This window comes from Micromonospora sp. NPDC093243 (assembly GCF_044753725.1).
Classification (GTDB): Bacteria; Actinomycetota; Actinomycetes; order Mycobacteriales; family Micromonosporaceae; genus Micromonospora.
This window is the reverse complement of the sequence record NZ_JBIVNT010000006.1, coordinates 346,343-358,289: the sequence shown is the minus strand read 5'-3', so window position 1 is coordinate 358,289 and position 11,947 is coordinate 346,343. Positions and strand designations below refer to the sequence as shown.

Below are 11,947 nucleotides of genomic sequence, written 5' to 3'. Positions count from 1 at the left end.
GTATCCGCCCGGATCCCTACCGCGTGACCGGCACGTCGTGCGACGGCTTCTGCGCCATCCGTCTGGACACGGCGATCACGACCACGAGCGGCCCGATCAGCAGGGCCGGCGACCAGGCGGGTAGGTGCAGGGCGACCAGGGCGCCGACGGCGGCGCCGGTCATCAGGGCCAGCAGGATCTGAGCCTTGGGCCGCAGGTTGCGCCACGGGGTTCGGACGGCGACGCCGGCGATCAGGCTGGTGAGGGTGCCGGTCAGGTAGGTGGACGAGAGTCCGGGCACCCCGAATCGTTGGACGGCGCTGCTCTGTACGCCCAGCGCCGCCGCCGAGAGCATCAGCAGGGCGAGGTCGACGTCCTCCGTGTGGGTGGCGAACTCCCAGACGACGAGGAGCACGACGAACACCAGGAGTTCCAGGACGAGCGCCCGGGTGACCGGGCGGGGCCAGACGGGGTCCTCCGGTTGCGCCGAGCCGGCGAGGCGGGCGCCGGCGAGCACGCCGACGATGAAGCTGATGATGGCGCAGCCCGAGGTCAGGGCGAGCTCCGCGTTCCCCCTGCCGGCCGAGAGCCCGAGCAGGACCATGTTGCCCGTCATCACGCTGGAGAAGGCTCCGCCGAGGGCGAGGAAGCCGATGGCGTCGGCGCTCCCGGTCACGAAGGTCAGCACCACCACCAGGGCGTGCCGTCGACGCAGGAGGAGTGGCTTCTCCTTCGCGGTGGCCCGGGCGCGGATGACGTGCGGCAGTGTTTTCAGCACTTTCGGCTATCCTCCACAGATTGTCCTTCGTATACACTTTTCCCAGCGAGATCACGGAGAGGCGATCAGGTTGGCTGAAGACCTGCGGGACAAGCTCGGCGCTCAACACCTGCCGCTACGCGACCAGGTCCTCGCCGCACTACGGACCGCCATCATCAACGGCGACTACCTCCCCGGTGAGCGGCTGACCGAGGACCGGCTGGCCGAAGACTTCGCCGTCTCCCGCAACCCGGTCCGGGAGGCGCTGCGCGTCGCGGAGGCCGAGGGTTTCGTGGTGATCCTGCCCCGACGCGGGGCGGTCGTCGCCTCTCCCAGCAGCGGGACCATCGCGGACATGTTCGCGGTACGCGAGCGCCTGGAGGCGCTGGCCGCCCGGCTGGCGGCCGAGCGGTCGACACCGGCCGACGTGGCCGCCCTGCGGACGCTGCTGGAACAGGGCCGCGAGGCGACGGAGCAGCAGGACCTGCGCCGGGTCGCCGAGCTGAACAGCGCCCTGCACCTGCGGATCCTCCAGATCAGCGGAAACCCCTGGCTGTCGTCGATCGCCAAGGCGCTGTACCTCCATGTGCAGTGGGTCTTCCGGCTGGGAGCCGCCGAGCGCGCACCGCACTCGTGGGCCGAGCACATCCAGCTGGTCGACGCCATCGAGTCAGGTGACGGTGAGCGGGCCGAGCGAGCCGCCCTCGCCCACCTCGACGCCGCGTCCGCGGCCGCCTACGAGAACGCCGAGGGCGGCTACGGGGCAGCCGGCGGTTAGCGGCCGGCCGCGTAGCCCTGCATGCCCCGCGGGTTCGCGCCCGCCGCGAGCACTCCGGTAGCCGGATCGCGGGTCACCGCGCAGAGCCGGCCGAGGCTCCACGACCCGGAGAGCCGTACCTCGTGCCCGTACGCCCGCAGGGCCGCCAGCACCTCCTCGTCGAAGCGGTCCTCCACCACCAGGACGCCGGGCTCGGAGTCGCGCGGGTAGAACGACCCCGGCAGGCTGATGGTGTGCCAGGCGGGCGCGTCGATGGCCTCCTGCAGCGGCTGCCCCTCGACGAGGTGGCGGAGCAGGAACGGCAGCTGCCACTGGTCCTGCTGGTCGCCGCCGGGAGTGCCGCACGCCAGCACGGGCTCCCCGTCGCGGTGCACCATCGTCGGGCTCAGCGTGGTACGCGGTCGGCGCCCCGGGGCGAGCGACGAGGCGAGCCCCTCCTCCAGCCAGAACATCTGCAGCCGGCTGCCGAGGGGGAAGCCGAGCTCGGGGATGGTGGGCGAGCTCTGCAGCCACCCGCCGCTGGGGGTCGCGGAGATCATGTTGCCCCACCGGTCGACCACGTCGACGTGACAGGTGTCGCCGCGGGTGACGCCGTCGGCCTTGACTGTCGGCTCGCCGGTCGTGGCGTCCGCCGCGTCGGCGCGGCCGCCGGCGCCCCATTGGAGGTGGCCGGCGAGACGCGGCCGCAGGCCGTCGGGACGCCCCGGTCGTAGCTCCGTCGAGGCGTCCGCCCCGATCAGGTCCGCCCGCTCCCGCGCGTACTCCCGGGAGAGCAGCGCCTTCGCGGGCGTGTCGAAACCGTCGCCGTACCAGGCCTCGCGGTCGGCGAAGGCGAGCTTGAGCGCTTCGGCCTGGGCATGGATGCCGGCCGCGGTCGACGAGTCGTACGCGCGGGCGTCGTCGAGCGCGTCCAGGACCGACAGCGTCTGCAACAACACCGGGCCCTGGCCCCAGAAGCCGGTCTTCGCCACCGAGTAGCCGTGCCAGTCGAGGGTGACCGGTTCCTCCCAGGTCGCCGAGTAGGCGGCCATGTCGGCGCCGGTGACGAGGCCGGCGTGCGGACGCCCGCTGGAGTCCTGGAACGGCCGCCGGTTGAACCGCTCGATCGCCTCGGCGACGAAACCCTCACTCCAGGCGCGGCGGGCGGCGTCGATCTGTGCCGCGCGGTCGGCGCCGGCCGCCTGCCCGGCGCTGACCAGCTTGCGCAGCGTCCGGGCATAGGCGGGGTTGGCGAACAGCTCGCCCTCCGCCGGCGGCCTGCCGCCGCGCAGCCACAGCTCCGCGGAGGTGGGCCAGTGCTCCTCGAAGAGGGTCCGCACGGCCGCCACGGTGTCACCGACCCGGCCGATCAGCGGGTGACCGGCGCCCGCGTATCCGATCGCCGGCTCCAGCACCTCTTCGAGCCGGAGCGTGCCGTGGTCGCGCAGCAGGAGGAGCCAGGCGTCCACGGCGCCGGGCACGGCCGCCGCGAGCGGGCCCGAACCGGGGATGAGTTCCATCCCGAGGGATCGGAAGTGCGCGATGGTGGCGGCGGCCGGCGCCGGCCCCTGCCCGCACAGCACCTTCGGGGCCGGGTCCTGCGCCGTCGCCACGATCGCGGGAACCTCACCGGCCGGTCCGTTGAGGTGGGGTTCGACGACGTGCAGGACGAACCCGGCGGTGACCGCCGCGTCGAAGGCGTTTCCACCGCGCTCCAGGGTCCCCATGGCCGCCTGGCTGGCAAGCCAGTGCGTCGAGGACACCATTCCGAAGGTTCCCTGCAGGGTCGGTCGGGTGGTGAACGTCATGACAACACCTCACTCGGGTCAGTGGCCCGGACATCGGGCCGGGTACCGTCCGGCTGCACCAGGTGGCAGGCGGCCATCCCGCCACCGATCTCCACCTGCGGCGGCACCTCGGCCGCGCATTTGTCGAACGCGAGCGGGCAGCGGGTGCGGAAGCGGCAGCCGGACGGAGGGTCCAACGCGGACGGCAGGTCGTCGCCGAGCAGGACCGGCTGGCGCTGGCGCTGGCGGACCGGGTCGGCCACCGGCGCGGCCGCCAGCAGCGCCTGTGTGTAGGGATGCGCGGGCCGCGTGAAGATCTGCTCGCGTGAGCCCTGCTCGGCGAGCTGACCCAGGTACATGACGGCGATGTCGTCGGCCAGGTACTCCACGGCGGACAGGTCGTGGGTGATGAAGAGGCAGGCGAACCCGATGTCCCGTTGCAGGTCGGCGAGGAGGTTGAGCACCGACGCCTGCACCGAGACGTCGAGTGCGCTGGTGGGTTCGTCGGCGATGAGCAGCATCGGCTCGGAGATCAGGGCCCGGGCGATGCTCACCCGCTGGCGTTGCCCGCCGGAGAGCTCGTGGGGGTACCGGTGCGCCACCTCGGGGCGTAGGCCGACCCGTTCGAGTTCCGTGGCGACCCGGGCCTCGCGGTCGCGTCGCGGCATCCGCCGCCCGGACAGGCGCAGCGGCTCGGCCACCACGTCGCCCACCAGCATGCGCGGGTCCAGCGAGCCGGCGGGGTCCTGGAAGACGATCGACACGTCGCTGCGGTGCCGTCGCAGCTGCCGCCGGGACAGGTGCGTCACGTCCGTCCCCGCTATCCGGACCACGCCCGCGGTCGGCTCCACGAGCCGCACCACGCACCGGCCCACCGTCGACTTTCCGGAGCCGCTCTCCCCCACCAGCGCCGTGACCCGGCCCTTGGGGATCGTGAGGGACACACCGTCCACGGCTCGCACCGGCCCGAAGTGCATCACCAGGTTCTCGAGTTCGAGGGCGGGTGGCTGCGCCGTCATGGGTTCACCTCCTGGGGCTGGGCCCGAGGCGTCGGGCAGGGGTGCCAACACGCCGCCAGATGCTCGCTCGCGGCGAGCGCGGTCCCTGGTCCGACCGCCGCGAGAGGCGGGGCGGAGTCGAGGCACTGCGAGTCGGCGGCCGGGCAGCGGTCCGCGAACGTGCAGGCGTCGGGTTGGCTGGACAGGACGGGCACGAGACCGGGGATCTCCTGCAACCGCTGGGTGCCGGCGTGCCGGCCCGGGGTAGGAGAGGCCGACAACAGACCCGCCGTGTACCGGTGGCGCGGATGCGCGAAGAGGTCGTTGACCTGAGCCCGTTCCACCACGCGCCCGGCGTACATGACGACGACGCGGTCCGCGATGTCGGCGATCACGCCGAGGTCGTGGGTGATGATGAGGATGCTCGTACCCAGCCTGTCGCGCAGGTCGCGGAGGACCTGGAGGATGCCGGCCTGGACCGTGACGTCCAGGGCGGTGGTCGGCTCGTCGGCCACCAGCACCTTCGGGCCGCAGGCCACCGCCATCGCGATCATCACCCGCTGGCGCATGCCCCCGCTGAGCTGGTGGGGGTAGTTGTCGACGCGGGCGGCGGCGGACGGGATGCCCACCAGCGAGAGCAGCTCGACGGCGCGCGCCCGCGCGGCCCGCCGGGACATCCGTTCGTGAACCTGCAGCACCTCCCCGATCTGGCGCCCGACGGTGAGCACCGGGTTCAGGGACGTCATCGGCTCCTGGAAGATGTAGGCGATCTCCTTGCCGCGCACGCGGCGCAGCACCGACTCGCGGGTGCCGACGAGCTCGGTGCCCTCCAGCCGTACCGAGCCGGAGATCCGGGCGCTCTCCGGGAGCAGGCCGGCGAGGCTCATCGCGGTGACGCTCTTTCCGCAGCCCGATTCGCCCACCATCCCGACGATCTCGCCGGGAGCGAGGTCCAGGCTCACCCGGTCGACCGCCGAGACGGTCCCGCTCTCGGTGCGGAAGGAGACCGTGAGATCGCGGATCTCCAGCACGGAGGTGCCGACCGTGGCGGCGCTCGCCGGTTCGACGGTGGTCATCGCCGGTCTCCCTTCGGGTCGAGGGCGTCCCGAAGGGCGTCGCCGAAGACGTTGAAGGCCAGCGCCAGCCCCATGATCACGACACCGGGGAGGACCGCCGCCCACGGGGCCCGGGCGGAGAACTGCTGGGCGGTAGCCAGCATGGTGCCCAGGCTGGGCGCCGGCGGCTGGATGCCGAGGCCGAGGAAGGAGAGCACCGCCTCGCCCAGGATCGCGGCCGGAATGGCGACCGTGGCCTGCACCAGGATCACCGACGTCGCGTTGGGCAGGATGTGCCGGGCGAGCACCCACAGGTCGCTGGCGCCGTCCACGACGGCCGCGGCGACGAAGTCCAGCGACTTGAGCCGCAGCGTGTCCGAGCGCACCACGCGGATCACCCCCGGGATCTGGGCGATCCCGATGGCCACCGCGGCGTTGCCGAGGCTCGCGCCGCGGATGGCGGCCAGCCCGACCGCCATGATCAGGAACGGGAACGCGAGCAGCAGGTCGGTGAAGCGCGAGATCACGGCGTCCCAGGCCCGGAAGTAGCCCGCCGCGAGTCCGAGCGGTACGCCGATGACCAACGAGGTGGCTACCGCGAGCAGTCCCACCTGCAGCGACGCCCGAGCCCCCAGCATGATGCGGGACAGTACGTCCCGGCCCAGGTCGTCGGTGCCGAGCAAGTGCCCCGGGGTGCCCGGCGGCGAGAACGTGTGCGCGAAGTCGGTCTGCTCGACGGAGTAGGGGGCGATCCAGGGTGAGAGCAGGGCGACGACGGCCGCGAGCGCCAGCACGACGAAGCTCACCACGGCCAGCGGGTTCCTCCGCAACCGAGTCAGCACGCGGGTGCGTCGGGTGATGCCGGCGGGGGCGGTCTCCGCCATCGGAACGGTGAGGACGGTCATGCCGGGTCCCCCGTCACGCGGATTCGTGGGTCGATGACCGAGTAGAGCAGGTCGACCAGGAAGTTGATGACGATGTAGGCGGTCGCGGTGAGCAGGACGACGGCCTGGATGACCGGGTAGTCCCGCTGGAAGACCGCGTCGATGGTCATCTTGCCGAAGCCCGGTAGCCCGAAGATCTGCTCGGTGACGACCGCACCCGAGATCAGGCCGCCGAGCTGCAGGCCCACGATCGTCACCACCACGATGAGGCTGTTCCGCAGCGCGTGCTGGGTGATGACGGCTCGGGGTCGCAGACCCTTCGCCTTCGCCGTACGGACGTAGTCCGAGGAGAGCGACTCCAACATCGCCGAACGGGTCTGTCGCATGATGATGGCTGCCAGACCGGTGCCGAGGATGACGGCCGGCAGGACCACGTGGTGCAGGTTGTCCAGCGGGTCGTCGAGGAAGGGCACGAAGCCGGAGGCCGGGAAGAGCCCCGTCGCCACGGAGAGGTAGAGGATCGCGAGCAGCCCGAGCCAGAAGTGCGGCACCGACAGGCCCACCAGGGCCAGCCCGTTGGCCAGCCACTCGGCGGGGCGCCCGCGTCGTACCGCCGCGAGCACCCCGGCGCCGACACCGAGCACCGCGGCGATGAGGATCGCCAGGACGGAGAGCTCGGCCGTCACGGGCAGGGCGGTGCTGAGCATCGAGGAGACCGGGATCCCGGTCCGAATCGACTCACCGAAGTCGCCCTGCGCCATCCGTTCCACGTACTGCGCGAACTGCAGGGGCAGCGGCTGGTCCAGCCCGTAGTGATGCCGGATGGCCGCCAGCGCCTCCGGGGACCGGTCCTCGCCCGCGAGGGCGAGGGCCGGATCCCCGGGCAGTGCCCGCACGCCGAGGAACACCACGACTGTCGACAGCAGCAGGGTCAGCGCTGACTGCCAGGCGCGCGTGAGCAGGTATCGAAGCACGACGACCTACTTGGTGAACCCGGCGAAGGCCGCGCGGATCACGCCGTCCGGGAACACCTGCAGACCCTGGATCTGCTTGGAGAAGGCGGTCAGGTTCCGCTGCCGGTAGAGGTAGATCAGCGCGTCGTCCTGCTGGAGGATCGTCACCGCCTGCCCGTACAGCTTCTTGCGCTCCTCCAGGTCGTTGGACTGACGGGCCTGGGTCAGCGCGGCGTCGAGCTGAGGGTTGCTGTAGCCGGAGACGTTCTGGCCGCCGCCGGTGCCGACGAAGTTGGTGATGTTGGCGTCGGGGTCGATCCGCCCGCTCCAGCCCAGCTGCAGCAGTTCGAAGTTGCCGCGGTCCTGCTCGTCGAGGAGCGAGGAGTACTCCACCGGATTGATCTTGAGGTCGAACCCGCCGTCCTTGACCATGGCCTGCAACGCCTGGGCCAGACGCAGCGTGTCGGGCGTGTTCGAGACGAGCATCGTCACCGGGTAGGGCGTCTGGACGCCGGCCTCACCGAGCAGCTGCTTGGCCTTGGCCGGATCGTGCGCCGGGCACGTCTGCGCTTCCGGCGTCGAGAACGGGCTCGCGGGCGAGATCGGTGAGCAGGCGACGGCTGGAATCCCGTTGAAGACGGCCTGGACGAGTGCCTTCCGATCGATGGCGTGCTCGAAGGCCTGCCGGACCTTGGCGTTCTGCGCGGTCGGGCGGTTGATGGGCTTCGGCGTGGTGCGCACCCCGTCGACGTTGCCGATGTTGAAGGTCAGCCCCTGGTAGCCGAGCGACTGCGACTGCAGGACGGTGAGCGAGCTGTCCGCCTGCAGGGAGGCGACGTCCTGCGTGGAGACACTGTCGGCGACCTGGGCGTCGCCGGAGCGCAGGTTGGCGGCGCGGATGCTGGCGTCGCTGAGGATGCGCCACGAGATGGCGTCGAGGTGGACCTTGCCGGCGTCGTAGAAGTTGGGGTCCTTCACCACGTCGATGGAGTTCTGCGGCACCCGCTTGGCGAACTTGAAAGGCCCGACGCAGACCGGCGCCGAGGCGAAGTCGTCGCCGAGGCTCTGCATCGCCTTCGGGCTCATGATCATGCCGGCCCGGTCGGCGAGGGCTCCGACCAGGGGCGCGAACGGCTGCTTCAGGCGCACCACGACGGTGTGCGCGTCGGGGGTGTCGACGGTCTCGATGGGGCCCAGCTCGCTCTTGCGCGCCGAGCGGGCGTTCGTCAGGTGCCGTTGCAGGGTGGCCTTGACCGCGGCGGAGTCGAGCTGCGTACCGTCGGCGAACTTCGCGTCCTGACGCAGCGGGATGGTCACCGTCTTCCCGTCGCTGCTGGTGGTCGGCAGCGCGGTCGCCAGTTGAGGTACGACCTGCGCCTGCTCGTCTACGTCGTAGAGCTTCTGGCACATCGCCTGGAAGACGTAGCGCGAGTAGAGGCTGCGCGAGAGGGTGGGATCCAGCGCGTCGGGCTCCGCGGAGAGGGCGATGACGAGCTTGCCGCCGTTCTTCACCGCGGCGGGGTCCGCCGGCGTACCGAAGGAGTCCTGGCCGGCCGGCTGGTTGTCGCCGGACTGGTTACCACCCCCGCTGTCCGACACCGGGGAGCAGGCGACGACGGCGCAGATGACCGCTGCCGCCGCCACGGCGGCCCGCAGTGGACGCAGCCGCGGCGGGCTCGTTTCGCTGAAGGAGAGGTTCGTCATGGGGGATCTCCTCAAGTGGGCGATTCCGGGGAGCGTATGTTGTATACGATGACCGACGCAAGACCCTCATGGATGCCTGTCGAGCACCCAGCAGGCACTGGCTTGCGGCAGCACGCTCGTCCGGAACGCGGCGTCGCCGGGTGCGCCCGCGCCACGCGGGCAGTCATCGACTTCACTTCAGCCGCGAGTCACGCGAGACTGGTGGGGTGACGATCAGCAGCCTCACCGCATGAACCGGGCGGCCAGGACCCTCGTCGCGTGGATGACCGTGATACCGCTGTTCGCCGCGCAACTGCTCGTCGCCACCACACCGAGGTTCCACTCGCGGGGCTTCTCGCGGGACGCCAGCGACCTGCCGACACTGGTCGACAAGGGCTTCGCCTTCTTCGCCCCGCTCGACACACGTACGGCCCCGTTGATGGAGTCGGTGATCCCGCTGCTGCGCGGCGGCGCGATACTCCTGGTCGCGGTGCTGATCTACCTGCTCGGCGGCCTCGTCACCCGAAGGACCAGCCTGATCGCCGCGGCGGTGACGGGCGCGTCGGCCGTCCTCGTCGCCGCCGCGATCGCCGACCTCCTCGGGTGGGCGGTGTACGTCCTCCGCCTTCAGAGCGCGTCGGACGGATTGTCGCTGCTCTTCAGCGCCAACTACTCGCTCAGCGGCGGCTGGACGTCCGACGTGCTCTTCCTCGGTTGCTGGGTGGCGGTGGCCGGCGCGATCCTGTTCGTCTGCGGCCGTTGGACGCAGGACGGGCCGTCGCCGGCGGCGGAGACCTCCCAACCCAGCCCGCTGATCGGCGAGCGCCGAGGACGCAGCGGGAACGTCGCCCTGGCCGGCGTCCTGCCCGTCCTGGTCCTGGCCCTGATCGAGGGCGTGCGGATCGTGCGCCATACCGACAAGCCCTACACCCTGTTCGAGTTGCTCGGCCGGTTCCTCTATCCCGCGCTCTCGCCGCCGCCCCCGCGCGAGGACCTGGCCTACCGGCTCGCCCACCCGGAACTCGACCCGGCAAGACTGACGATGGACCGGTGGGTGCCCAACTCGGTGGCCACCGTCGTCCTGCTGGTGCTGCTCTGGCTCCTGCTCCGGTCGGTGCTGGCCGGCCTGCCGGCCTCCGGTCACCGCGCCGGCATCGTCGTCGTCTGCTGGGGTGGCACGCTCGCGGCGTGCGCCCTGACGGCACCGACCGTCGTCCTCGCCGAGTGCGCGTTCTCGGTCTCCCCCACCGGCTGCGCGCCCTGGATGAGCCTGAACAGCGAGCTGACCAACGCGCTGCGATTCGGCGCGGCCTGGGGTTGGCTCGTGGCACTGCTGGTCCTGCTCGCCCGCCGAACCCTGCGCACCGAGACACCCTTCGCCGCCCTGGAGGCCCCGATCCATGAGCCCGCGTAAGAAGGGGCCCCGCCGCCGCCCGGCCCGCGCCGAGGCCCGGCCGACTGCCGCACCGTCGCCCACGCCGGAGCGGGTGGCCTGGTGGAAGCGGCCGGTCACCTGGCTGCTGACGATCGTGATCGGTGCCGTCGGCGCCTGGCTCGGCGCTGTCGTCCTGGGCACGCTCAATCAGTGGAAGTCCGCGGACGAACTGGCCGAGGCCCTGGCGGGGAAGGGGCCGCTGGTCGTCCTCGACGTGCGGCACGTCCCCTATCCCGAGGAGGGCGCCCGCGGCTTCGTCTACCCCGCCGGCTCCGACCTGTCCAAGCTGGACACTTCGACGTCGGGCGACCCGGCCACCGACCTCGCGGCGGTCGACCTGGGCCGGAGCACCTGGGAGGTCACCCTCGTCGGCACCCGCGACGATGCCGTCGAGGTCGTCGACATGCGGTCCGTCCTGGTCGCACCCTGCGCCCCGCCCCTCACCGGCATCCGCGAGCCCAACGAGTCCCAGGGAGCCTCCGAGAAGATCGTGCTCGTGACGCGGGTGGACCAGCCCAATCCACGGATGCTGGTCGAGAGCACGACCGACGACCCGCCGAGCCGCCCGTTCTTCGCGGACAACAAGATCAGCCTGCCCAAGGGCGAGAAGAACGTCATCCAGGTCAGGGCGCTCAGCGAGAAGATGCACTGCCGGTGGCGACTGGAGCTGCAGTACCTCGCCGACGGGCGTCGGCAGACGACGACCATCTCGGCTCCCGGCGACAAGCCCTTCGAGGTGACCGGCGCCGCGGACGACGCGGCCTACAGCTGGGTCTACCTCAATCCGATCAACGACTGCGTCAGCAAGGACGGCAGCAAGAAGGGTCGATTCCGGATCACCGGGGCCGAGTACGCGCAGATGGTGCGCGCGGGCCGCAGCTGCCCCTACTGATCCGCGCCGCCAGCGGGGCCGTGCGCCGGCGGCCGCTGCGGGAGAATGCCCGGGTACGAGCGCAGGACTGCGCGGCGGCACCACGCGGCGGGAGCGGTGCCGCCGGCCGGACGAGAGGCGGGCTCGGATGACGGAATCGAATCGCCACCAGCGGCTGCGCCGCTACTGGGACAAGCATGCCGGCTCCTACGACCGGCAGATGGATTTCGCCGAGCGGCGTCTCTTCCGCGACACCCGCGACTGGGTCTGCGCCAGGGCCTTCGGGGACGTCCTCGAGGTGGCGGTCGGCACCGGCCTCAACCTGCCGCACTACCCGGCGGGGGTGCGGTTGACCGGGGTGGAGTGGAGCCCGCAGATGCTCGCCGCCGCTCGGCGCAGGGCCACGGAGCTGGGCCACGACGTGGACCTTCGGCTCGGCGACGCCCAGCGCCTCGACCTGGCCGACGCGTCGTTCGACACCGTGGTCTGCACATTCTCGCTGTGCGCCATCCCCGACGAGCACCGGGCGCTCGACGAGATGAGACGCGTGCTGCGTCCCGGCGGCCTGCTCCTGCTGGCCGACCACGTACGGGCCGCCCGCTGGCCGGTACGCCTCGTGCAGCGCCTCGCCGAGCTGGTCACCGTGCCGATGGGCGGCGAGCACTTCCTGCGCCGCCCCGCCGACCAGGTCCGCGGCTGGGGCTGGCCGGTCGAGGCACACGACAGGTTCACTCTCGGCCTGATCGAGCGTCTCGCCGCCCGCAAACCCGTGGGCTGATGAGAAAGCG

General features: G+C 71.5%; 11 protein-coding genes. 4 read left to right on the top strand and 7 right to left on the bottom strand.

Annotated features, from left to right (window positions below):
- Positions 1-16: 16 nt before the first annotated feature.
- Positions 17-757 (bottom strand): YoaK family protein, encoded by a 741-nt coding sequence (locus ACIP9D_RS22285; protein ID WP_350875029.1) that lies wholly within the window; start codon positions 755-757, stop codon positions 17-19.
- A gap of 70 nt (positions 758-827) precedes the next feature.
- On the opposite strand from ACIP9D_RS22285, the gene ACIP9D_RS22280 reads away from it, so the two are divergent.
- A complete protein-coding gene (locus ACIP9D_RS22280; RefSeq protein ID WP_350875030.1) occupies positions 828-1,514 on the top strand; it encodes a GntR family transcriptional regulator in 687 nt (228 codons plus the stop codon).
- Here the strand turns inward: ACIP9D_RS22280 and ACIP9D_RS22275 are convergent.
- The 6 genes from ACIP9D_RS22275 to ACIP9D_RS22250 are packed head-to-tail and all read right to left on the bottom strand — an operon-like array spanning position 1,511 to position 8,874.
- The gene (locus tag ACIP9D_RS22275; protein ID WP_350875032.1) at positions 1,511-3,301 is read right to left on the bottom strand and encodes a gamma-glutamyltransferase family protein; all 1,791 of its coding nucleotides are present in this window, start codon (positions 3,299-3,301) and stop codon (positions 1,511-1,513) included. The two genes, ACIP9D_RS22280 and ACIP9D_RS22275, sit on opposite strands and share 4 nt — an antisense overlap.
- Positions 3,298-4,299, bottom strand: coding sequence for an oligopeptide/dipeptide ABC transporter ATP-binding protein (locus tag ACIP9D_RS22270; protein WP_350875034.1), 1,002 nt, complete (start codon positions 4,297-4,299; stop codon positions 3,298-3,300). Before ACIP9D_RS22270 ends, ACIP9D_RS22275 begins: the two co-directional genes overlap by 4 nt.
- Positions 4,296-5,354 carry an ABC transporter ATP-binding protein gene (locus ACIP9D_RS22265; protein ID WP_350875036.1) on the bottom strand — a complete coding sequence of 353 codons (1,059 nt, stop codon included), beginning with the start codon at positions 5,352-5,354 and terminating at the stop codon, positions 4,296-4,298. Before ACIP9D_RS22265 ends, ACIP9D_RS22270 begins: the two co-directional genes overlap by 4 nt.
- On the bottom strand, positions 5,351-6,238 hold the full coding sequence (locus ACIP9D_RS22260; RefSeq protein WP_350875038.1) for an ABC transporter permease: 888 nt from the start codon (positions 6,236-6,238) through the stop codon (positions 5,351-5,353). Before ACIP9D_RS22260 ends, ACIP9D_RS22265 begins: the two co-directional genes overlap by 4 nt.
- Positions 6,235-7,191, bottom strand: coding sequence for an ABC transporter permease (locus ACIP9D_RS22255; RefSeq protein ID WP_350875040.1), 957 nt, complete (start codon positions 7,189-7,191; stop codon positions 6,235-6,237). Before ACIP9D_RS22255 ends, ACIP9D_RS22260 begins: the two co-directional genes overlap by 4 nt.
- Before the next feature lie 6 nt (positions 7,192-7,197).
- Positions 7,198-8,874: an ABC transporter substrate-binding protein gene (locus tag ACIP9D_RS22250; RefSeq protein ID WP_350875041.1), complete on the bottom strand. Its 1,677-nt coding sequence runs from the start codon at positions 8,872-8,874 to the stop codon at positions 7,198-7,200.
- A 262-nt stretch (positions 8,875-9,136) separates the two neighbouring features.
- On the opposite strand from ACIP9D_RS22250, the gene ACIP9D_RS22245 reads away from it, so the two are divergent.
- From ACIP9D_RS22245 to ACIP9D_RS22235, 3 genes are all read left to right on the top strand, one after another.
- Complete coding sequence (locus ACIP9D_RS22245) at positions 9,137-10,267, top strand: hypothetical protein (protein WP_350875043.1); 1,131 nt, start codon at positions 9,137-9,139, stop codon at positions 10,265-10,267.
- Entirely contained in the window at positions 10,254-11,180 is a 927-nt protein-coding gene (locus ACIP9D_RS22240) for a hypothetical protein (protein WP_350875045.1), read from the top strand. The genes ACIP9D_RS22245 and ACIP9D_RS22240 overlap by 14 nt, the downstream gene beginning before the upstream one ends.
- 127 nt (positions 11,181-11,307) lie before the next feature.
- Positions 11,308-11,937 carry a class I SAM-dependent methyltransferase gene (locus ACIP9D_RS22235; RefSeq protein ID WP_350875047.1) on the top strand — a complete coding sequence of 210 codons (630 nt, stop codon included), beginning with the start codon at positions 11,308-11,310 and terminating at the stop codon, positions 11,935-11,937.
- Positions 11,938-11,947: the final 10 nt, after the last annotated feature.

Coding starts and splice junctions, on each gene's coding strand:
- ACIP9D_RS22275 (WP_350875032.1), bottom strand. CDS start 3,301: ATGACGTTCACCACCCGACCGACCCTGCAGGGAACCTTCGGAATGGTG.
- ACIP9D_RS22270 (WP_350875034.1), bottom strand. CDS start 4,299: ATGACGGCGCAGCCACCCGCCCTCGAACTCGAGAACCTGGTGATGCAC.
- ACIP9D_RS22265 (WP_350875036.1), bottom strand. CDS start 5,354: ATGACCACCGTCGAACCGGCGAGCGCCGCCACGGTCGGCACCTCCGTG.
- ACIP9D_RS22260 (WP_350875038.1), bottom strand. CDS start 6,238: ATGACCGTCCTCACCGTTCCGATGGCGGAGACCGCCCCCGCCGGCATC.
- ACIP9D_RS22250 (WP_350875041.1), bottom strand. CDS start 8,874: ATGACGAACCTCTCCTTCAGCGAAACGAGCCCGCCGCGGCTGCGTCCA.
- ACIP9D_RS22245 (WP_350875043.1), top strand. CDS start 9,137: ATGACCGTGATACCGCTGTTCGCCGCGCAACTGCTCGTCGCCACCACA.
- ACIP9D_RS22240 (WP_350875045.1), top strand. CDS start 10,254: ATGAGCCCGCGTAAGAAGGGGCCCCGCCGCCGCCCGGCCCGCGCCGAG.
- ACIP9D_RS22235 (WP_350875047.1), top strand. CDS start 11,308: ATGACGGAATCGAATCGCCACCAGCGGCTGCGCCGCTACTGGGACAAG.